This window comes from Mesorhizobium sp. MC2-1-1 (assembly GCF_057597255.1).
Window position 1 is genome coordinate 245622 of record NZ_CP195205.1, and the last position, 25707, is coordinate 271328.

General features: G+C 65.0%; 24 protein-coding genes and 1 riboswitch. Of the genes, 14 read left to right on the forward strand and 10 right to left on the reverse strand.

Annotated features, from left to right (window positions below; genetic code table 11):
• The first annotated feature begins 602 nt into the window (after positions 1–602).
• Positions 603–872 (forward strand): hypothetical protein, encoded by a 270-nt coding sequence (locus tag ACR64R_RS01140; protein ID WP_487359865.1) that lies wholly within the window; start codon positions 603–605, stop codon positions 870–872.
• Positions 873–958: 86 nt separating this feature from the next.
• Here the strand turns inward: ACR64R_RS01140 and ACR64R_RS01145 are convergent, their stop codons facing one another.
• Positions 959–1861 carry an SDR family oxidoreductase gene (locus ACR64R_RS01145; RefSeq protein WP_487359866.1) on the reverse strand — a complete coding sequence of 301 codons (903 nt, stop codon included), beginning with the start codon at positions 1859–1861 and terminating at the stop codon, positions 959–961.
• A gap of 98 nt (positions 1862–1959) precedes the next feature.
• Here ACR64R_RS01145 and ACR64R_RS01150 point away from each other — a divergent pair, with 98 nt between their 5' ends.
• Positions 1960–2811 carry a helix-turn-helix transcriptional regulator gene (locus ACR64R_RS01150; protein WP_487359867.1) on the forward strand — a complete coding sequence of 284 codons (852 nt, stop codon included), beginning with the start codon at positions 1960–1962 and terminating at the stop codon, positions 2809–2811.
• Between the two features lie 96 nt (positions 2812–2907).
• Here the strand turns inward: ACR64R_RS01150 and ACR64R_RS01155 are convergent, their stop codons facing one another.
• Positions 2908–3861 (reverse strand): LysR family transcriptional regulator, encoded by a 954-nt coding sequence (locus tag ACR64R_RS01155; protein ID WP_487359868.1) that lies wholly within the window; start codon positions 3859–3861, stop codon positions 2908–2910.
• An 84-nt stretch (positions 3862–3945) separates the two neighbouring features.
• On the opposite strand from ACR64R_RS01155, the gene ACR64R_RS01160 reads away from it, so the two are divergent.
• Positions 3946–4776, forward strand: a complete 831-nt coding sequence (locus tag ACR64R_RS01160; RefSeq protein ID WP_487359869.1) for a class I SAM-dependent methyltransferase — start codon at positions 3946–3948, stop codon at positions 4774–4776.
• A 12-nt stretch (positions 4777–4788) separates the two neighbouring features.
• Positions 4789–5292 carry a hypothetical protein gene (locus ACR64R_RS01165; RefSeq protein WP_487359870.1) on the forward strand — a complete coding sequence of 168 codons (504 nt, stop codon included), beginning with the start codon at positions 4789–4791 and terminating at the stop codon, positions 5290–5292.
• Here ACR64R_RS01165 and ACR64R_RS01170 read toward each other — a convergent pair.
• Entirely contained in the window at positions 5289–5828 is a 540-nt protein-coding gene (locus ACR64R_RS01170) for an Lrp/AsnC family transcriptional regulator (protein ID WP_487359871.1), read from the reverse strand. The genes ACR64R_RS01165 and ACR64R_RS01170 overlap by 4 nt on opposite strands.
• Before the next feature lie 48 nt (positions 5829–5876).
• Here ACR64R_RS01170 and ACR64R_RS01175 point away from each other — a divergent pair, with 48 nt between their 5' ends.
• Together ACR64R_RS01175 and ACR64R_RS01180 are read left to right on the forward strand one after the other, a co-directional pair.
• On the forward strand, positions 5877–7061 hold the full coding sequence (locus ACR64R_RS01175; protein WP_487359872.1) for an MFS transporter: 1185 nt from the start codon (positions 5877–5879) through the stop codon (positions 7059–7061).
• Positions 7062–7119: 58 nt separating this feature from the next.
• On the forward strand, positions 7120–7542 hold the full coding sequence (locus ACR64R_RS01180) for a GNAT family N-acetyltransferase (protein WP_487359873.1): 423 nt from the start codon (positions 7120–7122) through the stop codon (positions 7540–7542).
• Between the two features lie 55 nt (positions 7543–7597).
• Here ACR64R_RS01180 and ACR64R_RS01185 read toward each other — a convergent pair whose 3' ends face one another.
• Positions 7598–8713, reverse strand: a complete 1116-nt coding sequence (locus ACR64R_RS01185) for an anhydro-N-acetylmuramic acid kinase (RefSeq protein WP_487359874.1) — start codon at positions 8711–8713, stop codon at positions 7598–7600.
• 187 nt (positions 8714–8900) lie between these two features.
• Between ACR64R_RS01185 and ACR64R_RS01190 the strand changes: the two genes are divergently transcribed.
• From ACR64R_RS01190 to ACR64R_RS01225, 8 genes are all read left to right on the forward strand, one after another.
• On the forward strand, positions 8901–9584 hold the full coding sequence (locus ACR64R_RS01190; protein ID WP_487359875.1) for an SDR family NAD(P)-dependent oxidoreductase: 684 nt from the start codon (positions 8901–8903) through the stop codon (positions 9582–9584).
• Positions 9585–9785: 201 nt separating this feature from the next.
• Positions 9786–10625, forward strand: a complete 840-nt coding sequence (locus ACR64R_RS01195; RefSeq protein ID WP_487359876.1) for a substrate-binding periplasmic protein — start codon at positions 9786–9788, stop codon at positions 10623–10625.
• 29 nt (positions 10626–10654) lie between these two features.
• The gene (locus ACR64R_RS01200; protein WP_487359877.1) at positions 10655–11995 is read left to right on the forward strand and encodes a dicarboxylate/amino acid:cation symporter; all 1341 of its coding nucleotides are present in this window, start codon (positions 10655–10657) and stop codon (positions 11993–11995) included.
• Entirely contained in the window at positions 11992–12789 is a 798-nt protein-coding gene (gene cuyB, locus ACR64R_RS01205; RefSeq protein ID WP_487359878.1) for a cysteate racemase, read from the forward strand. Before ACR64R_RS01200 ends, cuyB begins: the two co-directional genes overlap by 4 nt.
• Positions 12790–12990: 201 nt before the next feature.
• Positions 12991–13842: a MetQ/NlpA family lipoprotein gene (locus ACR64R_RS01210; RefSeq protein WP_487359879.1), complete on the forward strand. Its 852-nt coding sequence runs from the start codon at positions 12991–12993 to the stop codon at positions 13840–13842.
• An 83-nt stretch (positions 13843–13925) separates the two neighbouring features.
• Positions 13926–15017, forward strand: coding sequence for a methionine ABC transporter ATP-binding protein (locus tag ACR64R_RS01215; RefSeq protein WP_487359880.1), 1092 nt, complete (start codon positions 13926–13928; stop codon positions 15015–15017).
• Positions 14998–15654 carry a methionine ABC transporter permease gene (locus ACR64R_RS01220; RefSeq protein WP_487359881.1) on the forward strand — a complete coding sequence of 219 codons (657 nt, stop codon included), beginning with the start codon at positions 14998–15000 and terminating at the stop codon, positions 15652–15654. Before ACR64R_RS01215 ends, ACR64R_RS01220 begins: the two co-directional genes overlap by 20 nt.
• A gap of 170 nt (positions 15655–15824) precedes the next feature.
• Complete coding sequence (locus ACR64R_RS01225; RefSeq protein ID WP_487359882.1) at positions 15825–16844, forward strand: isopenicillin N synthase family dioxygenase; 1020 nt, start codon at positions 15825–15827, stop codon at positions 16842–16844.
• Here the strand turns inward: ACR64R_RS01225 and ACR64R_RS01230 are convergent.
• The 6 genes from ACR64R_RS01230 to mtnK all read right to left on the reverse strand — a co-directional run bounded on the left by ACR64R_RS01230 (position 16805) and on the right by mtnK (position 25641).
• Entirely contained in the window at positions 16805–17074 is a 270-nt protein-coding gene (locus ACR64R_RS01230; RefSeq protein ID WP_487359883.1) for a hypothetical protein, read from the reverse strand. The genes ACR64R_RS01225 and ACR64R_RS01230 overlap by 40 nt on opposite strands.
• A 78-nt stretch (positions 17075–17152) precedes the next feature.
• Positions 17153–20557 (reverse strand): acyl-[ACP]--phospholipid O-acyltransferase, encoded by a 3405-nt coding sequence (locus tag ACR64R_RS01235; protein WP_487359884.1) that lies wholly within the window; start codon positions 20555–20557, stop codon positions 17153–17155.
• A gap of 717 nt (positions 20558–21274) precedes the next feature.
• Positions 21275–22339 (reverse strand): class II fructose-bisphosphate aldolase, encoded by a 1065-nt coding sequence (gene fba, locus ACR64R_RS01240; protein WP_040998092.1) that lies wholly within the window; start codon positions 22337–22339, stop codon positions 21275–21277.
• Between the two features lie 161 nt (positions 22340–22500).
• On the reverse strand, positions 22501–22968 hold the full coding sequence (locus ACR64R_RS01245) for a 6,7-dimethyl-8-ribityllumazine synthase (RefSeq protein WP_487359885.1): 468 nt from the start codon (positions 22966–22968) through the stop codon (positions 22501–22503).
• A gap of 80 nt (positions 22969–23048) precedes the next feature.
• A riboswitch (FMN riboswitch) is annotated at positions 23049–23193 on the reverse strand.
• Between the two features lie 88 nt (positions 23194–23281).
• Positions 23282–24376 carry an S-methyl-5-thioribose-1-phosphate isomerase gene (gene mtnA, locus ACR64R_RS01250; protein ID WP_487359886.1) on the reverse strand — a complete coding sequence of 365 codons (1095 nt, stop codon included), beginning with the start codon at positions 24374–24376 and terminating at the stop codon, positions 23282–23284.
• On the reverse strand, positions 24373–25641 hold the full coding sequence (gene mtnK / locus ACR64R_RS01255) for an S-methyl-5-thioribose kinase (RefSeq protein WP_487359887.1): 1269 nt from the start codon (positions 25639–25641) through the stop codon (positions 24373–24375). The genes mtnA and mtnK overlap by 4 nt, the downstream gene beginning before the upstream one ends.
• Positions 25642–25707: the final 66 nt, after the last annotated feature.

Here is a 25707-nt window from a genome sequence, read left to right on the forward strand (position 1 = left end):
TCAATCGTGAAAGCGGTCCGGCGCCGGAGCGGTGGCCGGAACCTTCTCCGGTTCTTTGGAATTTGATCCAAATCGCTGGGATGATGCCATCCCAAGCGCTCCGCGAAGAGTTACCCCGAACAGTGCGTCTGATAATCGCGGAAAACCACTGCGTTGGATGGCGTTGCCGCGATCTGGATGTCGGTCCCTGCGCCGCGGCCCGGACGCCGTCGCGCTGCCGGGACGGCAGCTATTTCAGAGCGTCGAGGGATGGGTAGAGGTCTCGCGTCGAGGCGCCCGGTCGACCGACCGACAAGGTCGCCACCGCAGGCTCAGGCGTGTGCCGGATTGGGTAAAGGTGCTGTATTGGGTGTGCCGCGACACCGCGAACCGCCGGCCAATCGCTCCAGGCAGATCGCTACGCCCTGGCCGCCGCGCTTCTCCGGCGATCGCCGGCAGCCTCGATCCGGCGCTTGCCAAGCTCATCGAGATCCGATCCTCGCAGATCAATGGCTGCGTTCCGCGAAACCCGGCCAGGCCTGCCGGAAGCAGGAAGCGGGAACTTTTGCTCCGCTGGCGATTTTGGATATGCTGCGGATCCAAATTGCCAGAAGGTGCCGCTTATGACGAAATATCTTGCGATCGCCGCGCTCGTGCTTGCCGCCGCGGCCACGATGGCGGGCCCGGCTTCCGCCGGCGAACATCGCCACCGGGTCACCGAGCAGGAGCGTTATGTTCCGGCCAGCGACGACATCATCGAGACGCTGTTCGGCGGTCCGCGCTACTACGACCAGCAGATGTCCACCACCGCGACGGGCGCCTGCTCGTATCACCGCGTCGGACCGGATGCGAATGCGGTCAACGACATCAACGACCACTATTGCGGCAAGTAGTTCGCGGCCGCCAAGAGCGGTTCAGCCGCCAACACGGCTGACCCCGCTCTGATCGCTTTCGGATGGAACCGGACGTGCGGGTCCGATCAGGCCGCTGCCGCCTGCGAATAATCCATCCGTTCCAGGTCGGCGATCAGGCCAGGTCCTGCCGGCTGCCAGTCGAGATGCGCACGCGTCCATTCGCTCGCAGCCGGCATATCGAGGCCGGCGAACATGGAAAGCCATCCGAAATGGTCGGCCGCCTCTTCCTGTGACAGCGAGACCACCGGCACGTTGAGACCGGCCCCGATCACTTCAGCGATCTCACGCAACGGAATGCCTTCCTCGCCGACGGCGTTGTAGCGCACGCCGGCTTCCTGCTTGTCCAGCACCAAGCGGTAGAGTCGCGCTACGTCGAGCACATGGCCCGCCGGCCAGCGGTTCCGGCCTTCGCCGATATAGGCGGACACGCCCTTGGCGCGCGTCTGCGCGATCAGCGGCGTGATCAGGCCTTGCCTGACCGTGTCATGCACCTGTGGCAGCCGCACCACCGATACTTTGACGCCCTTCTCGGCCATGGCCGCGCCGGTGAGTTCGGACAGGATGCGCGGGTTGGGATGCTCCGTATTGAACACCTTCTCTTGCGCCGGCTGACCGGGTTCGGCATTGCCCATGCCGGTCCCGGATGTGATGACGAGCAGCCGGTCCGAGCCGGCCAGCGCGCTGCCCAGCGCCTCGATCGCGCGTTTGTCATTCTCGCAATTCGCCACGAAATTCGAGAAATCGTGATCGAAGGCGGTGTGGATCACCGCATCCGATTTAGCCGCGCCGTCGCGCAGGCTGTCGAGGTCTTCGAGGTCGCCGCGATGGGGCTCGGCGCCGGCGGCCGCAAGGGATCGGGCGCCGGCGTCGGAGCGGGTGAGGCCGAGCACCTGATGCCCGGCGGCAAGAAGCTCGGGCACGATCCTGGAACCGATGAAGCCGGTCGCGCCGGTAAGGAATACGCGCATTGGAGGGTCTCCTCTGTTGTTCGGAGGCCCTTCTTGCCCTATAAATCATTCTGTTAAAGTAGTGACTTTATCATGGTATAATTCCCAACAGGATCGCGATGTCCTCTCAAGAGATCGCCAACAAAGCGACGACCAACAGGCTTGGCACCTTTCTTCGGGATCGTCGCATGCGTCTGGATCCCGCAGCCTTCGGCTTCGCCACGGGGCGGCGGCGCACGCAGGGGCTGCGCCGCGAGGAGGTGGCGCAGCGCGCCAATATCAGCCCGACCTGGTACACCTGGCTGGAGCAGGGGCGGGGCGGCGCTCCGTCCCCGGACGTGCTCAACCGCATCGCGACCGGGCTCATGCTGACCGAGCCCGAACGCGAGCATCTGTTCATGCTGGGCCTCGGGCGGCCGCCGGAAGTCCGCTACAAAGGCGTGGACAGCGTGACGCCGCGCCTCCAGCGCGTCCTTGACGCACTGAACCCCAGCCCGGCAATCATCAAGACCGCGACATGGGACGTGGTGGCCTGGAACCGTGCCGCCGCGGCGATGCTGACCGATTATTCCAAGCTGCCGCGCGAGCAGCGCAACATCCTGCGCCTGATGTTCGGCAATCCCCGCGTGCGCGATGCACAGGACGACTGGCAGAGCGTCGCGCGTTTCGTTGTCGGGTCTTTCAGGGCCGACGCCGTCCGCGCCGGCGCCGGCGCGGAGGTCACCGGACTCGTCGAGGAGCTTTCCCGGGTGAGCCCGGAGTTCGCCGCGCTCTGGCGCGACAATGACGTCGTCCCCGCGCATGGCGAGGGCGTGAAGCGCCTGCGACATCCCGAGATCGGGTTGATCGAGCTGGAGTTCTCGGTCTTTGCCGTTGACGGTCGGCCAGAACTCGGCATGATCGTCTACAATCCCGCGACGCCATCGGACGCCGAACGGATTCGATCGTTGATCGCATCCCGCTCAGGGTGATGGCGTGCATCCTCAGGCCCTCGTCGCCGCAGCCTCTCCACAATGCGCTCGAGCGGCACATTGCCGGCGCCACCGTCTTCGCGCGGCCGCGAGACGTCAGCTTTGCCGCCTGCCATGACGCTTCGGGGAAGCATCGGCCCCCGCGCCCGGTTGCCTGATGTGGTCGATGAAGGCACGCAGCTTGGGCAGGACCTGGTGCCTTTCCGGGTAATAGAGAAAAACGCCCGGCGTGGTCACCGCGAAGCGGCCGAGCAGGCCCTGCAGTCGGCCGTCGGCGATCGGCGCCTCGGCGATCGGGCTCGGCACTTGCGCCAGCCCGACACCCTGGATCGCCGCGCCGAGCAGCGACGGGTAGTCATGCGCGATGAGCGGCCCCGACACGATCGCCTCGACGGCCTTGTTGCCGTCGGCAAACGACCAGGGCGCGACCGAGCCGTTCGAGCGGCGCAGGCGCAGGCAGGCATGGTCGCGCAGATCCTCGATGCGCTCAGGCGCCGTGCGCCGGCGCAGATAATCCGGACTGCCGACGACCGCCATCGGGAAGGACGGCGTCAGCCGGACCGCCACCATGTCGGGCGCGATCAGATCGCCCATGCGGATGCCGGCGTCGAACCCTTCGGCGGCGAGATCGGCCAGCTCACCGCTGGCGACGATCTCCAGCTCGATCTCGGGATAAGCCTGACAGAAGGAGGCGATCATCGGCTCCAGCAAAACCGGCACCACGGCCGGCGGCACCGAAAGACGCAACAGCCCGGCCGGCCGCTGGCCTATGCCGCGCGCGATCTCGCTCGCGGCGACCAATTCCTCGAAGGCGGGCCGGGCGCGCGCGAAAAAGCGCTCGCCTGCTTCCGTCAGGCCGACGCTGCGCGTGGTGCGGATGAAGAGCGCGGCGCCGATGCGCGCCTCGAGCGTTCGTATCGCCTGGCTGATCGCCGACGGGGTGACGGCAAGCTCGGCCGCCGCCTTGCGGAAATTGCGGTGCCTGGCCACGCTCAGGAAGGCCTCGACGCCGTCGAGCGCGCCGTGCCTGACTGTGAAGTTCTGCTTCATGACCCATCGACATTATCGCGGATAGTTCTTGGCAGAAAGCGGCCGTAATTGTTCCGTGACCTGGAAGCTTGAAAGGAAGCGGCAATGACCGATGAACTGGATCGCGTGCGCGATCACTATCGTGCGGCCGGCCTGACCAATCGGCTGAAGACCGCACTTGCTGTGTTTGGGCCGGAGGAGCAGGGACTGAAGCCCGACCAATTGGCCACGCTCGACCAGTTCCACACCCGCGGGCTGGCCGCCACGGCGGAGCTCGCCAACCTGGCGGTCATCGCCGCGGACATGTCGGTGCTCGACGTCGGATCCGGCGTCGGCGGACCGGCTCGCTTCCTCGCGGCGACCTATGGCTGCAAGGTGACCGGCGTCGACCTCAGCGAACCTTTCGTCGAGGCCGCGCGCTATCTGACCGCGCGAACCGGACAGGACGACAAAGTGACGTTCGAAACCGGCAGCGCCTTGTCGCTTCCTTTCGAGGACAGCAGCTTCGACGCTGCGCTCTTGCAGCACGTGGCGATGAACATCGCGGATCGTCCGCGGCTCTATCGGGAGATCAGGCGCGTGCTGAAGCCGGGCGGAAAATTCGCGACCTTCGACGTCGTGCTGAACAGCGGCGATCCGCTCTATCCAGTGCCGTGGGCGAAGACTCCCGGCGAAAGTTTCTTGCTGCCGGCCGAAGCCACCTGCGAGGCGATCGAAGGCGCCGGCTTCGGCACGCTCATTCGCCGCGACGACACGGCCATGGCCAAGGCCTGGTTCGCCGAGCTCCGTGCCTCCGGCCCGGCGCCTTCGCTCAATCTCGGCGTCGTCATGGGGCAGGGTTTTGCCGAACTCGCCGCCAATCTCGGACGCAACCTCATGGAGGGACGGCTGGGCATTTTGACCGCGGTGTTCGAAGCGCTCCCGATCAAGGTTTAACAGGAGGCGAGGATGTCACCAGCGATGATCTTCAACATCCATCTCGCGTTGGGCTACGTGCCGTGGCTGCTTTGTTTCGCCGCCTATATCTGGCCAAGGCTGAGGTCGATGGAGCCGATGGAGGCGCAGCGCGCCATCGCCACGCTGCACAGCTTCCGTTTCTTCGGGCTCGTCTTCCTCGTTCCTGGCGTCACCGGCCCGGACCTGCCGAGCGGCTTTGCCGGTTTTGCCGCCTATGGCGACATCGCCACCGGCCTGCTCGCCATGCTGGCGCTGCTTGGCGTCGCGAGACCCGCGATCTTTTGGCCGCTCGTCGTCGCCTTCAACCTCGTCGGCGTGGTCGACCTTGTCGGCGACTACTATCACGGCGCCATGCTCGACCTCCCTGGCCATGCCGGGCAGTTGGGCGCGACCTATGCGATCCCGATCCTCTACGTGCCGCTTTTGATGATCACCCATGTCGCGGCCTTCTACCTACTGGCGCGTTCCAGGCGCCGTCAGGTCGCGGCGACCTAATACATAGGCGTCGCCATGTGCTTCGGCGCCGGCCATTCGCTCGTGATCTCCGGCTGCACCGGACGCTCGAGATAGGTCGACAGCACGACATAGCTGCGCGTCGAGGTGACGCCCGGCGTGTCGTAGAGACGGGCCAGCAGGCCCTCCAGCGCGCGCGTATCCTCGGTGCGCACCTTGAGCAGCATGCAGGTGTCGCCGGCGACCGTGTGGATCTCCTCGACCTCCGGATATTTGGAGACCGCCATCAGTTCCGGCGTCTTGCCCCAGCCCCTGGTGTCGATATGCACGAAGGCGAGCAACGGCTTCTTCACCGCCCTCGGATCGATGATCGCCGATGTGGCGCGGATGGCGCCGCTGCGCTTCAGCCGCTTGACCCGCTCATGCGCCGCCGGCGGCGACAGGCCGACGCGCTCGCCGAGCTCGGCGTAGCTGATGGTCGCGTCCTCGACGAGAACGCCTAATATCTTTCGGTCGATCGGGTCGATCTCACGGGCCGGATGCTTGTTCCGCTGAATGTCATCTGTTTCTGCGTCCATATGGAAATTCTCCGTTGATGCGGAATTTAGTTCGGCCATTATGGAGGTATGTCGAACGCCAATCAATCAGCGATTACAACTGCGACGCCGCGCGCCCCGATCCCGGCCGCCGCCTATCTGCTGACGGGCTGCATCGCCGTCATCGGCTCCAATTCGCTGGTCCTGGGACCGATCGCGCCGGCCGTCGCTGCATCCTTCGGCGCCAGCGTGCCGGCGGTGATGACGGCTGCTGCCGCCTTCGGCCTCGGCACGTCGGCCAGCGCGCTCTTCCTGGCCCGCTACATCGACCGGATCGGCGCGCGCCGCATGCTGCAGGGCGCATTGTTCTTGCTGGCCATCGCGCTGGTCGCCAGTGCCCTGGCGCCGACCGTGACGGCGCTTGTGGCCGCCCAGCTCGTCGCCGGTATCGCCGCCGGCATAGCCATGCCTGCGATTTATGCCAGCTCGGCCGCCATCGCGCCGCCCGGCCGCGAGAGCGGCACCATCGGTGTCGTGCTGACCGGCTGGACGCTTTCGATGGTCGCAGGCGTCTCGCTGTCGGCCGTCTTGGCCGACCTGATCCACTGGCGCGCGGTTTTTGCGGCCGTGGCGCTGCTGGCGGCAGCGGCCGTTGCCGGCCTGGCGATGAGTTCGTTGCACGACACCAGGAAAAGCGGCCCGGCGCCATCGCCGCTCGGCGCGCTCGCCGTTCCCGGCATCGTGCCGCTGCTCATCGCCTGCGGCGCCTTCATGACCGCCTTCTACGGCGTCTATGGCTATCTCGGCGATCATCTGCATGAAGCCCTCGGCGAACCAGTCAGCGCCAACGGCCTGGCCGCCGTCGCCTATGGTCTCGGCTTCGGCGCGGCCGCCTTGCTCGATGGCGTCATCGACCGCCTGGGCGCTCGCCGGGTCATGCCCTTCGCCTATCTGCTGGTTGCGGCCGTCTATGTCGCGATCGCCCTGGCCAGCACCGGCTTCGGCCTGCTGATCGCGACGATCGCGGTCTGGGGCCTCGCCAACCATTTCGGGCTGAACGTGCTGGTCATGCGTCTGACCGCGCTCGACCCGTCGCGCCGTGGCACCATCATGGGCCTGAACAGCGCGGTCACCTATCTCGCCGTCACCGTCGGTACGGCTGGTTTCGGCCCGCTCTATACGAGCCTCGGCTTCGCGGATTGCGCCTTGATCGCCGCGGGACTGACGCTGGTTGCGGCGGCCGCCGCGGCATGGCGGTCATCCGCCCGGCAATAGGCTTGCATCTGCGATCGCACCTTCGCTAAGGCTGGCTTGCGAACCGGAGTCGCAGCCGATGAAGACGACGCTCGAGATCACCGCCGAGCCCTTGCCGCAGGACCTCGTTTTCCTGAGCGGAAGCCTCACCGCCTTCAACGATGCCGATGTCGGCGCGTCGGGCCGAAAGCCGCTGGCGGTTTTTGTGCGCGACGAAACCGGCGCCATCGTCGCCGGCATTTCCGGCTACACCGGCTGGGGCTGGCTCTACGTGCAGTGGCTGTGGGTCGACGAAATTTTGCGCGGCCGCCGCATGGCCGCGAGTATGCTCGACGCCGCCGAACAGGAGGCGATCGCACGCGGTTGCCACGGCGCCTGGATCGACACCTTCAATCCGATCGCCGAGAAGGTCTATCGGCGCCAGGGCTACGAGCCGTTCGGCGAACTGCCGGATTTCCCGATTGGCCGCCGCCGCGTATTCTTGCAGAAGAAGCTGCCGTAGAGCAATTCCAGGAAAGTGTGGAGCGGTTTTCCGTCCGGAATTGCGTCAAGGGAAATCAGCCCGCCAGCTTTCCGCCGCGCATCGGCTTCGGCGCGCCGGTGGTGCTCGGAAAGCTGATCGGCAGGCCGCGCAGCACGCGCACGGCGAGGAAAGCAAAGCACTCCGCTTCCACCGCGTCGCCCTTCCATCCAAGCGTTTCGGCCTGCACGACTTCGACGCCGGCGCGGCTTTCGAGCATGGCCATCATCGTCGGATTGTGGCGGCCGCCGCCGCTGACCGCGAGCCGCTTCGGCCGGCGAGGCAACAGTTCGAGCGCCTTGCCGACGGCCGACACGGTGAAGGCCGTCAGCGTCGCCGCGCCATCCTCGGCGCCGAGCCCCTCGGCCATCGCCGCGGTGAAGTCGAAGCGGTCGAGCGACTTCGGATAGGCTTTGGTCAGGTAGGGATGCTTGAGCAGCCGGGCCAGCCTTTCTTCATCGACCTTGCCGGCGGCGGCCAGCCTACCGTCGCGATCCATTTCGCCAAGGCCTTTCGACTTGATGAAATCGTTGACCGGCGCGTTGGCCGGACCGGTGTCGAAGGCGACGATATTGTCCTTGCCGTCCCACCAGGTGATGTTGCCGACGCCGCCGAGATTGAGCACGGCGGTGTCGCCGCTCGCGTCCGCTTCCTTGAGCAGCGCCGCGTGATAGGCGGCGGCGAGCGGCGCGCCTTGCCCGCCGGCCGCGACATCGGCCGAGCGGAAGTCGTACGCGACCTTTGTGCCGAGCAGCGAAGCCATCAACTCGCCGTCGCCGAGCTGGCGCGTGCGGCCGATCCGTCCAGGCTGCGGTGCGCGATGCAGCACCGTCTGGCCGTGGAAGCCGACGACGCCGATATCGGCCATCGTCATCCCCTGGCTCTCGACCAGATCCTTTACCGCCGCCGACTGTGCGCGCGTCAATGCCTCCTCGGCTTCGCGGAAGATCGCCGGTTCCGGCCCCTCGAAATTCCAGGCGCGTGCCTGGCGAAGCGTCTCTTCGAGCAGGGCGCGGATCGATCGCGGGTAGGGGGCGAGCGTGTAGGTGCCTGTGTCGGCGATGCGCTCGCCATCCGTCCTGATCAGCGCCACGTCGATATTGCCGTCGAGCACCGTGCCGGTCATCAGCCCGACGGCCCAGATTGGTTCCATGGTCGTTCCTCGAATCGCCGTTCATTCACCTGTCGGACGGATCGCACCGGCAGGCAAGTCTTTCGCCTCGTCCATCCAGGCCGCCTTTTGCGCCAAATGACGAAAATCGAGCATCCACGTCCTTGCCTCTTGCCGCCAATGGCGCCAGCCTGCGGATCCGACACCAAGCGATCTCAAGGAGGAAGCCATGGCAACCAATGTCGCAGTGATCGCGGGCGCCGGCTCCGGGCTGAGCGCTTCGCTGGCGCGGCTTCTCTCCAAGGAAGGCTTGCGCGTCGTCCTCGCCGCGCGCGACGTCGACAAACTCGCCGGGCTGATCAAGGAAACCGGCGCGCAAGCCGTGGAGACGGATGTTTCGGACGCGGGTTCCGTCGAGAGGCTGTTCGAGGCTGCGGACAAGGCTGGCCCGCTGGAAATTGCCGTCTTCAACGCCAGCGGCCGCACGCGCGGCCCGATCGCCGAGCTCGATCCCGAGGCGGTCAAGCAGGCTCTGCTGGTCGGCGCCTATGGCGGCTTCCTGGTCGGCCGGCAGGCGGCGCGCCGGCTTCTTGCACGTGGTTCCGGCTCGATCCTCTTCACCGGCGCCAGCGCGAGCCTCAAGGGCTTTTCCGGGTCCGCCGGTTTCGCCATGCCGAAATTCGGCTTGCGCGGGCTGGCGCAATCGATGGCGCGCGAGCTCGGTCCGAAGAACATCCACGTTGCGCATTTCATCATCGACGGCCAGATCGCCTCGCCCGCGAGGACGCCCGAGCGGCCGGACAGCCACCTGTCACCCGATGCGATAGCCGAGACCTACCTCGCGGTCCATCGCCAGCATCGCAGCGCGTGGAGTTTCGAGGTCGAACTGAGGCCCTGGGTCGAGACCTTCTGACGACCTACTGCCCGAACCGTACAATAACGCGCCCAGCCGCTTCCATATTATTTTAGAAAGCATGCATATATTTTGAGGTCATTTTAGCGATATGCAATATACAAAAGAGAAAGTGAAAGATACTTTTACTTAACTTCGGCGTGCATACTGCGGACTGGTCAGAATTGTTGTCCGGCTCTCTTGCACGAATTGAGAATGGGCATGCCGCTTACACGTCGCACGCTGTTTGCAGCTGGAGGCGGAGGGCTGCTGATCGCGCAGGCGCAAGCCATGGCCACGCCGGCGGCCCAGGCGCAAGACGCTCCAAAATTAATCGTGAGCGACAAGAAGCTGCGCATCGCGATGCCGGCCTTCGCTTCCGATCCGTTTTTTCCGGCCGATGGCACAGGCGACAAGGGCATCGACATGGACCTGGCGCGCGGCATAGCCGCGGAGCTTGGCGTGGAAGCTGTGTTCGACCGGTCCGCCGTGACCTTCGACGCCATGGTGCAAAAGCTGGCTTCCGGTGAGGCGGACCTGGCGATCGGCAAGCTCAGCCGTACGCTACAGCGCGGCCGCTCGATCCTCTATTCCCGGCCTTATGCCATGCTGCATCAGGGCCTGCTCGCCAATCGCGTGAACCTGGCGCGCATCACGCAAGGCAAGCCGCCCGAACAGATCATCCGCGATTTCTCCGGCGATCTCGGCGTGATCGAAGGCTCGTCCTTCGCCACCTATGCGGCGGCGACCTTTCCGCACGCCAAGATCCGGCGCTTCGCGGGCTGGAACACGGTCATCGATGCGATCCGCAACGGCACGATCGATTTGGCCTATCGCGATGATTTCGAGATCAAGAAGCTGATGGTCGACGATCCGTCGATGACCGTGGTCGCGCGCTCCATCACGCTGACCGACAAGGTCGACACGATCGCGGTCGGCGTCAGCCCGGCCAATCCGCATCTTGCCGCCTTTGTCGATCTCTATCTCGATCTCGCGCGAGGCCAGCGGGTCCTCAACACCGACGAGATCATCGCGCGCTATCGCCAGGGGAGCAAAGCCTGACGATGGCCGTCTCGGATGCAGCCGCACCCATGCCTCTCGATTGGCGCCTGTCGGCAAAGCGCATCCTGCGCTCGCCGTTGACGACGATCATCATGATCCTGGCCGGGATCCTGTGCGGGCTCTACTACCCGGCCTTCGCCCATGCGATCAGCCCAGTGGCACAGGTCTACCTGAATTTCCTCAAGATGGTCGTCCTGCCCTATCTCGTTTCGTCGGTGATCTTCTCCATCACCGCGATGGTCCAGGACCCGAAATCGGTCCGCTATCTGGGCAAGGTCGGCATAACGGTGCTGGTCGTGTCGTTCCTCGCCGTGCTGGTCAGCGGCACATATTCGCTGATTCTCAAGCCCGGCCAGATCGAGAATCCGCAGTCGCGCATCGAGCTCGGCGAGTTCATCAATTCGCAAGGCAGCGTCTCCACCGATCTCGCCTTCCCGTTCCAGCCGCCGCCGTCCACCGGCGGCTCGGTCGGCGAACGTTCGATCTTCCTGGATCTGGTGCCGAACAACGTCTTCAACGCGTTGGCCTCGGGCCAGACCATCCAGGTCCTGCTGTTTTGCCTGCTTTTCGGTTTGGCGATGGGCAAGATTCCCCAGCCCTCGTCGCTGAGCCTGTCGCAGGCGCTCAACGCGGTGTACCGGGCCTGCACGGTGCTGACCAACTGGTTCGTCTGGGGGTTGCCCTTCGCAACCTTCGTCCTGATCGCGGACCAGACCGCGTCGACCGGCACCAAGCCGCTAATGCTGATGGGCGGCTACCTGCTGGTTATGGGGCTTTCCTGCCTGACATTCCTTGCCGGCGCGTTTGCTGTCATCGCCATACGCTCGCGGCGAAGCTACTGGGCCACGATCAAGACCCTTCAACCGCTTCTGATGGTAGCCATCACGACGCGCTCCTCGGTGGCCTCGCTGCCCTGGGTTATCAACCTGTTGAGCGAGCGGCTGCGCTTCAACCTGGTGGTGGTCGAGCTGCTCGTGCCGTTGCAGGCGGCGCTGCTCCGAACGGGTCCGGCGCTGGTCTACACCTCGGGCACGCTGTTCATCGCCCAGCTCTACGGCCATCCGCTGGCGATCCCGGATCTGTTGCTCGTTGGCACCGTCTCGGCGCTTCTGGCGCTGACGACCGGCGGCATGGGCAGCCTGCTCATCCTGTCCCAGATGTCCATCGTCTGTGGCTACCTCAAGCTGCCCTTCGAGGCGGCGTTTGCCCTGTTCGTCGCGGTGGATGCAGCTGTCGATACGTTCATGACCTTGTCCAGCGTCTGCACCGTGGCGGCGAGCACGGCAATCATCGCGCCCAGCCACAGGGAGGAGGCCGCGCAGCCCGCCGAAGCCGAGGCGGAAACGCTCGAGGCCGAGCCCGTCCGATGATCGCCGACAGCATCCGTCCCCAGCTGGGCATCATCGGTGGCCTCGGGCCGCTGGCATCGGCCGACTTCTATTTCAAGCTGACCCGGATGACCGATGCGCTGCGCGACAACGAGCATGTGCCGGCCGTCATCCTCAGCGTGCCGCAACTGCCCGACAGGACCGAAGCGATGCTGGCCGGTGAAGACGGGCCGCTGGCGCCGCTGGCAGCCGCGGTCTCGACGCTCAACGAACTCGGCATCGCCTGCATCGCCATGCCCTGCAACACCGCTCACCATTGGTACGACAAGCTGGCGGCGAATTCGCGAGCCGAGATCATCCACATCGGCGACGCGGTGGTGGCGGAAATCCACCGCACCCTGGGCCGGGGCAGGGTCGCGAACCTCGCGACGCGGGGCACGCTGGCGTCCGGCTTCTATCAGGACAGGATTTCGGTGGCGGGGTTCGAAGTCTGTGTTCCGGAGGACGCCGCATTCCAGGAATGCGTGGACAGTGCAATTGCGCTCGTCAAAGCCGGGTCGATCGCGCAGGCAGCGGCCGAGACCGAAAGCGCGCTTCATCTCGCGCAAGCGGCCGGCGCCGACGCGGCACTTCTCGGCTGCACCGAATTGTCGGTGGTGGCGGCGAGCCTCAACGACACGAACGGATTGATCGTGATCGACAGCAACGCGGCCTTTGCGCGAGCGAGCCTGACGCGATTGGGCTTCGGCGTCCGGGAAGCCCGCGGCCTGCCGACGTTCCATCATTTGCGGGGAAGCGATCGGCTGAGCTGGCCCGCCGAGCAGCAGGCCTCCTAAGCGTTTACCGCTTGATCGGGTCGAAACCGGCCGCCAGCGGCCAATGTGCTCCAAGTCACAACATCTTTGAGAGAATATTTTCCGAGCCTCGCCCAAGAGGAAAAGCGCTTCTTTGCCCGGCTGGGCAGCATTGGTGATGCTGATATCAAGGCTTCGCATCCAGCCAGGCCGAAATGATTTCAGGATCGCAAGGAACGCATCATGCCCGAACGCGGCTACGCTTCAAATTCTCTCGTTACGTCAACTACCAGGCGCGCCGGACTTGCCGCGCTTTTCGCCACGGCGCTCGCCGTTGTGGGCTTCGCCGGACCTTCGCCATCTTTCGCGGAGGACAAGAAGGCGATCAAGGTCGGCATCATCAGCGGCGAGGACGAGGACGTCTGGCGCGTCGTCACCGCCGAAGCGGCCAAGAAAGGGCTGACCATCGAAACCGTCGTCTTCAACGACTACACGCAGCCCAACGAGGCGCTGGAGCGCGGCGAGATCGACGCCAACGCCTTCCAGCACAAGCCCTATCTCGACAACCAGATCAAGACTCAAGGCTATCACATCGTGCCGGTCGGCTATACCGGCGTGTGGCCGATCGGCCTCTATTCGAAGAAGCACGCCAAGGTCGCCGATCTGCCGGAAGGCGCCGTCATCGGCCTGCCCAACGATCCCTCCAACGAGGGCCGCGCGCTGCACGTGCTGGAGCACGAAGGCCTGATCAAGCTCAAGGATGGCACCGGCATCCTGGCGACCACCGCCGACATTGCCGACAACCCCAAGAAGCTCGAGATCAAGGAACTCGACGCCGGCATCGTCGGCCGCTCGGTCGAGGATCTCGACGCCGCCGTCGTCAACACCGACTGGGCGTTGAAGAGCGGCCTCGGCCCCGATAACCGCATCGCGCAGGAACCGGTGGCCGACAATCCGTATCGTAACTTCATTGCGGTCAAAGCCGGCAACGAGAGCGAGCCCTGGGTCAAGACTCTTGTCGCCTCCTACCAGAACGACGCGGTGAAGGCAGAGTTCGACAAGGTCTACAAGGCCACCGGGATCAGCGCCTATTGATCGGGGCCTGGATGGCGCAGATGGGCGGTCCGTCGCTGAGCGGGCCGCCGTCGCGCTTGCGCGGCGTTGAAACGGAAACAGAGATGAACCAGCATGTCGCGACCGGACTCGCCGATCCGCTCCCCATCCATGCGGCCGGGCCGGAGGACGTCGTCCGCCTCGTCGACCTGAAGCGGCGCTTCGGCGCGACTGCCGCGCTCGACGGCGTTTCGCTCACCGTGAAGAAGGGTGAGATCCTCGGGATCATCGGCCGCAGCGGCGCCGGCAAGTCGACGCTGATCCGCTGCCTGAACGGGCTGGAGCGGCCGGATTCCGGCGAGGTTTTCATCGAAGGTCGCGAGATCGGCCGTCTGGGCGAACGCGAGTTGCAGCCGCTGCGCCGTCGCATCGGCATGGTGTTCCAGCACTTCAATCTCTTGTCGGCGAAGACCGTCGAGGAGAACGTCGCGCTGCCGCTCAAGATCGAAGGGCGGCCACGCGCCGAGCGCATGGCTCGCGCGGCCGAGCTTCTGCAGCTCGTCGGCCTGTCGGAGAAGGCCAGGGCCTATCCTGCGTCACTGTCGGGCGGACAGAAGCAACGCGTCGGCATCGCCCGGGCCTTAGCCGCACGGCCGGCGTTGCTTTTGTCCGACGAGGCGACATCGGCACTGGACCCGGAGACGACACGCTCGATCCTGGCGCTTCTCAAGGACATCAACCTCAAGCTCGGCCTGACTATCCTGCTGATCACGCATGAGATGGAGGTGATCCGCTCGATCGCCGACCGCGTGGCGGTGATCGATGCCGGCCGGATCGTCGAGGAGGGTGCCGTCTGGCGGGTCTTCGCCAACCCGAAATCGGAAATCACGCGCAGCCTGCTTGGCGGCATCCGGCCGCAACTGCCGCCCGAGATCGCCAGCCAATTGGCGGCGGGCGAGGGCACCGAAACGATTATCAGGATCGATGTCGCCGGAGAAGCAGCGCATCGCCCGCTGCTGTCTGAGCTAGGCGCCAGCGTCCCCGGCCCGTTCCGGCTTGTGCATGGCGGCATCGACCATGTGCAGCGGCAGCCGGTGGGCACGCTGTTCGTGGCGATCCCCGGAGCGGACGCCGCGCATCTGGCGGCGGTTATCGCGTTCCTGACGAGCCGCGGCGCGCGGGTGGAGGTGCTTGGTCATGTCGCCGGTCCTGTTTGAACTTCTGCTCCGCTCGATCTGGGAGACGGTGCTGATGATCGGCGCGTCCGGTCTCATCTCGCTGGTCTTCGGCCTGCCGCTCGGCCTTGCCCTGGTCGCCACCGATCGCGGCGGCATTGCCGAGAGCCTATGGGTCAACCGCATCCTCGGCGCCGTCATCAACGGCTTCCGTTCGGTGCCCTTCATCATTTTGCTGGTGGCGCTGATCCCGCTGACGCGGCTGATCGTCGGCACCTCGATCGGCACCTGGGCGGCGATCGTGCCGCTGTCGATCGCGGCGACGCCCTACTACGCCCGCATCGCCGAAGTGTCGCTGCGCGAGGTCGATCACGGGTTGGTCGAGGCGGCGCGCGCCATGGGCGGCAATCGCTGGACGATCATCCGCGAGGTTCTGGTTCCGGAGGCGCTGCCGGGCATCGTCGCCGGCTTCACGGTGACACTGGTGACGCTTGTCGGCGCCTCGGCCATGGCAGGCGCCATCGGCGCCGGCGGGCTCGGCGACCTCGCCATCCGCTATGGCTACCAGCGATTCGAAACCAGCGTAATGGTCGCCGTGGTCATTGTGCTGATCGTGCTGGTTTGTGGCATCCAGTGGATCGGCGATCGGCTGGTCTCACGTCTGGATCATCGCGGATAGGGGCGTGCACCGGATGCGAACGCAATTTGCCGCAAAAGCCGGGAATTGAGCGCCGACATGCTCCGTTCGCAAGGAGATTGATCGGTGTGTTTCTTCTCCGGCAATGGCGCGCATGTCATCGTGCGGGCGGGGCGCTAGAACAAAGAGTTACCGCCAAGAGGAGCCTGTCCATGCCCAGAATAATTCCGGTGCTCGATCTCGACCGCCTGGAGCAGGGGCCGTCGGAGCTTCGGACCTTCTTGTTCGACCTGCGCACCGCTGCCCGCGATGTCGGCTTCTTCTATCTGAGCGGCCATGGCATCACTCAGTCGGAGATCGATGCCGTGCTCGACGCGGCGCGCCGCTTCTTCGCTTTGCCGGAGGCCGATAAGCTCGGCATCGAAATGGTGAAGTCGCCGCAGTTCCGTGGCTATACGCGCGCCGGCGGTGAACTGACCAGAGGCAAGGCCGACTGGCGCGAGCAGCTTGATATCGGCGTCGAGCGCGCGCCCATTGCGCAAGGGCAGGGGGTGCCCGCGTGGACGCGGCTCCAGGGCCCGAACCAGTGGCCGGCGGCCCTTCCCGATCTCAAGCCGGCGCTGCTTGCCTGGCAGGCCAAGGCAACCGACGTTGCGATCCGGCTGCTCAAGGCCTTCGCCGCGTCGCTCGACCAGCCGGAGGAGGCCTTCGATTCGATCTACCGCGGCGAGCCGAATCATCGCATGAAGATCGTGCGCTATCCCGGCCGCGACACGACCGGGGACGACCAGGGCGTCGGCGCGCACAAGGACGGCGGCTTTCTCACCCTTTTGCTGCAGGACGAGAACAAGGGCCTCCAGGTTGAATATGACGGCAGCTGGGTCGATGTGGATCCGATCCCGCGAACGCTCGTCGTCAACATCGGCGAGCTGCTCGAACTCGCCTCGAATGGCTATCTGAGGGCAACCGTGCACCGCGTCGTCACGCCGCCGGCCGGCGTCGAACGGATTTCGGTTCCCTTCTTCTTCGGCGCCCGGCTCGATGCGACGATCCCGCTGTTGGACCTGCCCGAGGAACTGGCTGCCGAAGCGCGCGGTCCGGCCAGCGACCCCGACAACCCGCTGTTCCGCAATGTCGGAACCAACGTGCTCAAAAGCCGGCTGAGATCTCATCCCGACGTCGCGCGGCGCCACTATGCCGATCTGTTGGAAAAAGCAGCGGCCGCCGGCTGACGATTGAGATGCGTCGGAGCGAGATTTTCCGCATTTTTGAGTTTTTTTGGAATTTCATTCGTGGAAAATAGACCGCAGAGACCCCAAATACACGTCATCGCTCGGTGTTTTCCTCCCATTGCGCCGGGCGATGTTCCCCTCTGAAGGTTATGACCTTCATGCTTGGCCGGGCCGATTTTGCGCCCGGCCTTTTTCTTTTGGGCAAACCCACCCGGATGCGCCTTGGACATGCCGGCCATCTCAGCCGCGCCGGGGAGACGAGCAACGAGCAGGCCGGCCTCCGTCGCCGGCCTGTTCCCGTGTCCCGGTCAGGCGGCCTTGACCTTCAGCTCTTCGTCGCCGCGCACCATCCTGGTCACGCCCGCGAAGTCGAGCTTGCCGGAGCCGAGCACCGGCACTTTCGGCACGACGCGCACCTCGGCCGGCACCATCAGGTCCATGGCGCCATTCGCCTTGGCGAAGGCAAGGAATTCCGCGCGGGTCGCGCCGGAAGCTTCCGTGATCAGGATCAGCTTCTCGCCCTTGCGCGCGTCTGGCACCGTCGCGACGGCCACCGGCGAGCCTTTCCAGAGTTCACCTGCCAGCGCCTCGACCGCCGCCAGCGAAATCATCTCGCCGCCAATCTTTGCAAAGCGCTTGGCACGGCCGCGTATTGAGACGAAGCCGGCGTCGTCGACGGTGACGATGTCGCCGGTGTCGTGCCAGCCGTCTTTCAGCGGCTCGATCACGCCGGGATTCTCGGCGCGCAGATAGCCTGACATGACGTTCGGACCCCGCACGAAGAGCCGTCCGCCCTCCTCGACGCCGGGCACCGGATCCAGGCGATATTCCATGCCGGGCATGATTTTGCCGACGCTGCCGGACTTGTTGTACATCGGCGTGTTGATGGCGATCACCGGCGCCGCTTCCGTCACGCCGTAACCCTCGAGGATGCGCAGCCCGAACTTCTCCATATAGGTCGTGCGCGTCGCGGCCTTGACCGGCTCGGCGCCGGCGAAGCAGTAACGCACCGAGCGGAAATCGTAAGGATGGGCGGTGCGCGCATAGCCGGCGAGGAACGTGTCGGTGCCGAAGATGATCGTCGCGTTCGACCCATAGATCAGTTCCGGCACGATCCGGTAGTGCAGCGGCGAGGGGTAGAAATAGACCGGCACGCCCGAGATCAGCGGCAGCACCGTGCCCGCCGTCATGCCGAAGGAGTGGAAGATCGGCAGCACGTTGAACACCTTGTCGCCCGAGTGGAAGTCGATGCGTGACGCGGCCTGGGCGGCATTGGCCAGAATGTTGCGATGGGTCAGCACCACGCCCTTGGGCGTGCCTTCCGAGCCCGAGGTGAACAGGATCGCCGCCGCGTCGTCGGCCTTGCGAGCCACCCGCGGCGTCGCCTTGCGCAGGAGGCCGAGCAGCTTGTCCTTGAGGCCGATCGTGGCCCGCAGGTCGTCCAGCCAGACGATGTCGACCGACCTGCCGATCTCCTCGACCACGGGCCCGAGCTTTGCCTGTTCGACGAAGGCGCGCGAGGTGAGCACGGTGCGCACCCCCGCCGCCTTGCAGGCCGACAGGATGTTCGCCGCGCCCGCGGTGAAGTTGATCATCGCGGGCACCTTGCCGGCCGACATGACGCCGAGCAACGTGGCGCACGAGCCATTGGCGTTGGGCAGCATGATGCCCAGCGTCTGTTGTCCGGCGTAGAGATGCTCGAACTTCTGGCCGAGCACGGCTGCGGCCGTCAGCAGCTTGCCGTAGCTCAGTGAGCCGGTGACCGGATCCTGCACGGCGAGTTCCTTCATGCCTCGCTCGTTGGCCGTCTCGATGATCTTCTGAAGCACCGTCTTGTCGATGTCCTGGGTGCGGAAGACGAGGTCCGACATCACCCCATAGAGCGCGGAGCCGGCCGCGGCGCGGCGCTGGCGTCCTTTCAGCTCCTGCGGCACTTCGAGCCTCACCGGTTCCAGGATGGTCACCTTGACCTTCGGGAACAGGCGATGGCGCACATGCTGCGAGGAAAGCCGCGAGAAATAGCTCTTCTCCAGACCCTCGATGCGCACCGGCACTACCATCGAGCCGGTCTTGTCGGCGACCATGGCGGCGCCGTCATAGACCTTCATCAGGCCACCGGTGACGGTGATGCGTCCCTCGGGGAAGATGACCAGCGGATCGCCGCCCTGCACGATCTTGATCAGCGTGCGTGTCGACATCGGCTTGGCCGGATTGAGCGGCAGCGCGCGGGCAAGCTTCATGAAGGGCTTCATCCACCAGGCCTGGGCGATCGTGTAGTCGATGGCGAAGACCGGCTCCTCGTCGGTCAGCGTCAGCGCCAGCGGGCCGTCGAGGAAGCTGACATGGTTGAGCGCCAGGATCGGCGCCTTGCCGGCGGCCTTGAGGTTGTCCAGCCCTTCCACCTCCAGGCGCAGGAATGCGCGAAACAGGATCGAGACGAAGTCGCGGAACGGATTGGTCGGCAGGAATTTCAGCATCAGCCAGGCGGCGACGGCATTGATCACGGCAAGGCCTGCGAGCACGCCCGCGATGGAGATGCCGGCTCCCTGGATGGCGGCGACGAGGCCGCCGCCGACTGTCATGAAGCCGGCGCTCACGACATTCACGGCCGCGACGATGCGGGCGCGCCGGTCTTCCGGCGCCCACGCCTGCACGGCCGCGAAGGCCGGCACGACGAGGAAGGCGCCAGCGATCGCCAGCCCCGCTAGGTCGATGGCGACGCGAACGGTGTTCTGTCCGGCAAAGAAGGCGCTGAGCGTCTGAGCTTGGGCAGCGCTCTGGAGGCCCCACACGTTCCAGGCGAGGTCAATCCCGAACATGGCCATCAGCGCGGTGCCGACAGGAGCCGGCAACAGCACGATGCGTCCCTGCGACATCCAGGCCGCGATGGCCGAGCCGATGGCAACCGCGACCGCGAACACCGCGAGATAGGCGGTGACGGCGATCTCACCGCCGCCAAGCGAATTCTTGACCAGCGGGGGCAGGACGGAAAGGATGATGGCGCCGACCAGCCAGAACCAAGAGGCCATCAGCGCCGCGCGCCAGATGCGCTGGTTGGTGCGCAACTCGGCGACCAGTCGCCAGGTGGAGCGCAGGATGTTCTTGTCGATCGCGAGGTTAGGCGCCGCCGAGCCTGTCGAAGGGATGTAGCGGCTGATGAACCAGCAGCCGACGGCAAGGATCATCATCATCGGGCCGAAGACGGCAACGCCGATGCCGTCGGCCGAGACGATGCCGCCGACAATCGTGCCGCCGAGAATCGCGGCGAAGGTGGCCGACTCGATCCAGGCATTGGCCTTGGCCAGCTCCTTGCGCTCCAGGTGATCCGGCAGGATGCCGTATTTGATCGGCCCGAACAGCGCGGAGATGATGCCGAACATCAACAGCGCCGTCATCAGCACCGGGATCGATGACAGCGCGATGCCGGCGACCGCGACGGCGGCCGCGGCGATCTCGGTGAACTTCAACCGGCGCGCGATGAGCGCCTTGTCGAAGCGGTCGGCTATCTCGCCGCCCAGCGCCGAAAGCAGCAGGAAGGGCGCCATGAAGACGGCGCCCGCCAGCGTCACCAGGGACGCGGCCTGGTCCTTGGCCAAGGTGAAGAGAATGAGGAAGACCAGCGTGTTCTTAAGGAAATTATCGTTGAAGGCCGAGAGGAATTGCGTCCAGAAGAGAGGCGCGAAGCGCCGCGACATCATGAGATGGTTGTTCATGGCAATTTCCATTAGGCAAGGTCATCCCGAGATCCGATCTGGATTGGAAGGACACTTGCGTGGTTGAGCCTCGTTTATCTGGAAGCGGTTAAACTTCGTTGCTGCGATTCAATCCGATCCATTTGTTTCTCGTTCTTGGCGCCGCGCATCTGTCGCCCGCGATTGGTCTCCAGCCTATGCGGGCACTCGAAAATTTGCGGGCTCGGCTGTCGGTGAGCATCGATACGATCCTTTCGTTTCAGGGATGGTGTGGCCAGGCGCGGGCTTGTTTCAGGGCTGATACAATCGGAGCGGCTTGGCCTTCTCTTTGCCGACGCCTCCGTGGGCAGGTCGGCACTCCTGCCTTGAACGTTGTTCACGGATGCACAATAGCATAGTTTGAACGGCGTTCAAGAGAAAAATGAACGACGTTCATAGTATTTCAGGGCGTCGGTTGAAAATGAAAGAAACAGGGATTGGCGGCTTCGAGCGCTACCGGAGTGCCTCACGCCTCGCTGGTCATTGGCGTTAAGATCGGATGCGAGGCTTGTCGGCGCCGGGGCGGGATCGCCCGCACCGGCCCTGTCCCGGTGAGGCGGAGATAGCCGACATGCCTTGAAACCGCTCAGGACCACGACCTTCGCCGGTCATGTCGAACGGCTCGACTGTGCAATGCCCTTCCACCAGGGGGACGGGTTGCCCGCGACCGGGATTGAGCCGGTCGCGGGACACAACGCCTCAGCCGAATTTCGGGTCGAGGCTGCCTGACTTGTAGCGCTTGGCCATCTCCGCCAGCGGGATCGGCTTGATCTTCGGCGCGTTGCCGGCGGTGCCGAACTGCTCGAAGCGCTCCTTGCAGAGCTTCTTCATCGCCGCCATCGCCGGCGTCAGATATTTGCGCGGGTCGAATTCCGACGGATTCTCGGTCAGCACCTTGCGGATGGCGCCGGTCAGCGCCATGCGGTTGTCGGTGTCGATGTTGATCTTGCGCACGCCGTGCTTGATGCCGCGCTGGATCTCCTCCACGGGCACGCCCCAGGTCGGCTTCATCTGGCCGCCATATTTGTTGATGATCTCCTGCAATTCCTCTGGCACCGAGGACGAGCCGTGCATGACGAGATGCATGTTGGGCAGGCGGCGGTGGATCTCCTCGATCACGTTCATCGCCAGCACCGCGCCGTCCGGCTTGCGCGAGAATTTATAGGCGCCGTGGCTGGTGCCCATGGCCACCGCCAGGGCATCGACATGCGTGTCGCGCACGAACTGCTCGGCCTGCACCGGGTCGGTCAAAAGCTGGTCGTGGCTGATCGCGCCCTCGACGCCGTGGCCGTCTTCCTGCTCGCCGCCGCCGCTTTCCAGCGAGCCCAGCACGCCGATCTCGCCTTCGACCGACACACCGCCCCAATGCGCCATATCGACGACGCGGCGCGTGATGCCTGAATTATAGGCGTAGTCGGCCGGCGACTTGCCGTCCTCCTTCAGTGAGCCGTCCATCATGACCGAGGTGAAGCCGTACTGTATCGCGGTGACGCAGGTCGCTTCGTTGTTGCCGTGGTCGAGATGCATGCAGACCGGGATGTCGGGGTGGATCTCGACCAGCGCATCGATGAGCTTGGCCAGCACCACGTCATTGGCATAGGCGCGGGCGCCACGGCTGGCCTGCAGGATGACCGGCGACTTGGTCTCCTCGGCCGCCTCCATGATGGCGAGGCCCTGTTCCATATTGTTCATGTTGAAGGCAGGCACGCCATAGCCGTGTTCGGCAGCATGGTCGAGCAATTGTCTCAGTGTGATGCGAGCCAACGAATAGTCTCCCGTATCTGGTTGCAGGCGCGATTTAGCAGCTTTGGGCCGAAGTCCGGCCCAACTGCTTCTGGCCGGATTTCCGACGGACCGCAACCCACTCAAGGCGCGGTCCTGAAATCCAAATCGGTTTAGTTTGGATGCGCCGTGCGCGAAGCGGTTCAGGCCGCTATTCGGGCACGCGCGGCAAGGATCTCGACGCAGGCTTTCGCGGCTTCCTTGCCCTTCACCTTGAAATGCTCGTGGAAGAAGCGGTGATGCTCGGCACTCTCATGGTAGTTGTGCGGCGTGAGCACCGCCGACAGCACCGGCACGCCGGTCGCAAGCTGCACCGACATCATGCCCTCGATGACGGCGCTTGCCACGAAGTCGTGCCGGTAGATGCCGCCATTGACGACGAAGGCGGTGCCGAGGATCGCGGCATAGCGCCCGGTCTCGGCGAGCGTCTTGGCATGCAGCGGGATTTCATAGGCTCCCGGCACGTCGCAGACCTCGACGACGAAGCCGCCAAGCGCGGCAAGCTCCGCCTCGAACGCCGCCACGCATTGGTCGACGATGTCGGCATGCCAACGCGCGCGAATGACGGCGATGCGGGGAGTTTCATAGTCTTTTGGGGAATGCTGATTCATGGGTCCTTCCTTCCGTTTCGAACCAGAATCAGGACGCACGACGCAAAAAAATCCGGCCGCATGCGCAAACCGTCTCCTGCGTACGTTCTCTTCCATCCGGACTGTAACCGTCGGCTCCGGATTCGCACCGGATCTGCTGACCCTCCTGCAGCCAGGAGGCGCTCGCGGGCTCGGGTCGAAACCCTTACCGCCGGTGGGGAATTTCACCCCGCCCTGAGAACTTTAACGCGGGCTTTATGGGAGAGGAGGGCGGCGCTGTCAATTGACGATGACATCCCGGTCGTGACGATGTGCTGGGAGGGAGACCAGCCGATCACCCACGCTCAGGGAACATTGCCTTAAGCGCCTCGCGCGAGGCCTTGGCCACGCCGCGCTCTGTGATCAGACCTGTCACCAGCCTTGCCGGCGTCACATCGAAGGCGGGGTTGGCTGCCTGCGTCGCATCGGGAGAAATGCGCACCTGCGCGATCCTCCCGTCCTCGGTCTTGCCCCACACCAGCGAAACCTCATCGCCCGAGCGCTCCTCGATCGGGATTTCCGCAAGGCCGTCGGCCACGGTCCAGTCGATCGTGGGCGAGGGTAGCGCGACATAGAACGGCACGTCGTTGTCGGCTGCGGCAAGCGCCTTCAGATAGGTGCCGATCTTGTTGCAGACGTCGCCATTGGCCGTAGTGCGGTCGGTGCCGACGATCACCATGTCGATGTCGCCATGCTGCATCAGATGGCCGCCTGCATTGTCGACGATCAGCGTATGCGGCACGCCATGGCCAGCCATTTCCCAGGCGGTCAACTGGGCGCCCTGGTTGCGCGGCCTCGTCTCGTCGACATAGACATGCACCGGGATGCCGGCCTCGATCGCGAGATAGATCGGCGCGGTGGCGGTGCCGTAGTCGACGGTCGCCAGCCAGCCGGCATTGCAATGGGTGAGGATGTTCACGGTCTCGCCCGGCTTCTTGCGCGCAGCGATCTCCCTGATGATGGCAAGTCCGTTCTCGCCGATGGCGCGGTTCAGCCCGACATCCTCGTCGGCGATCTCGGCGGCGCGCCGGTAGGCGGCCCCCGCGCGCTCTGCCGGCGCCAGGGGCTTCAGGAAGCGCCGCATCTCGTCCAGCGCCCAGCGCAAATTGATCGCCGTCGGCCGCGTCTTATGAAGCGTCTCCCAAACCGCATCGAGCGCTTCGTCCGACGGATCGTCCTTCATCTGGATAGCGACGCCATAGGCGGCGGTGACGCCGATCAGCGGCGCGCCGCGCACCCACATGTCGCGGATCGCGGTGGCGATGCCGGCGACCGTTCCGACCGTCTCGATGCGGAACTCATGGGGCAGCCAGCGCTGGTCGATGATCTCGACCGACCGCTTGTCGTCGCTGAGCCAGATGGTGCGGTAGTGGCGTTCGCCGACGTTCAAAGGCTCTTCTCCTTTTCGATCAGCGCGGCCAGATTGTTGACCTCGTCGATGCTGTGGATCTGGCGCCGGTTGACGGCAATGTGGCGGCCGAAACGCAAAGCCTTGGCCTCGCATCTGGCGCGCAGGTCTTGATCGGCAATGGTCTCGAAATCGGCATTGTGGGCGAGGCCCAGGATGCGCCGGTGCACCTCGATGCCGGCGAAACCAAGTAGGTCGGTCCATATGGAATGCAGCATGTGGTCGAGTGCCTGTTCGGAACCGAGCACGTCGCCCTGATCCTCGAACAGGCTCTTCTGGTAGAGGATGCCGGTGCGCTCGGTGCGCCATAGATGCGAAAACTCGGCGCGGAACACTGCCCATGTCTCGGCGGTGACACCGAGCAGATAGGCGCGCATTGAGTCCCGGCTGCCTTGGTCCTCATGGCCGCGTTGGGAGAAGAATGCCATCCAGAAATTGGCGAGCAGCATGCCGATGTCGAAGGCGATCGGACCATAGAAGGCGAACTCTGGATCGATCATCCGGGTCTCGGTGTCCGTCACCATGATCGAGCCGGAGTGCAGGTCGCCATGCAACATCGTCTCGGCATTGGCGGCGAAGAGATGCTTCAGGCGCTGCGCTTCGACCTTCAGGTCGCGGTCAGCGCGCAATTCGGCGACCAGCCTGTCGAGCTGCGGGCTGGTGTGCCGGTTCATCTTGGCGTCGAAATAGGGGTCGGAGAACACCAGGTTCTCGGTGATGTCGCAGAGCTCGGCATTGTCGGAAAACAGCGCCAGGTCGGCCTTGCGCTCTTTCGTCACCATCGACAGGTCCGAGCCGCGAAACAGCGTGCGGGCCATGAACAGGCCGATGTCGCGCGCGATGTTCGGCAGCTCGCGGCCGTCGATCAGCGCGCGCCGAAGGATAACGTGCGGCGGCGCCAGATACTCCATCACGATCAGCGCCTGCGCCTCGTCGAAATGATAGATCGCCGGCACCGAGCCGGGCGCTCGGCGCTCCTGCCTGGTCAGCGCGTGATATTCGAAGAAGGAGCGCTTGAGCGGCAGCGGCCAGCTGTCGCCGACCAGCCGCACATAGGGCAGCGCCTGCTTGACCACCGCGGCACCTTGGTCGCCCTCGACGATGAAGACGAGGTTGAGATTGCCGTCGCCGACCTCGCGCACCTTCCAGCGACCGGTGTCCCTTCCGATCCGCCCGGTCAGCGCCCCGGTCTCCCCAAGGCGCTTCGGCAGCGTCTCCACCGACAATGCTTCGAACTTCCCGGCCATTCTCTCCCCTCCTGCGCGTGGTGTCCGACGATAGCGGAGCCACGGCGGCGGGGCCAAGCTAGGAAG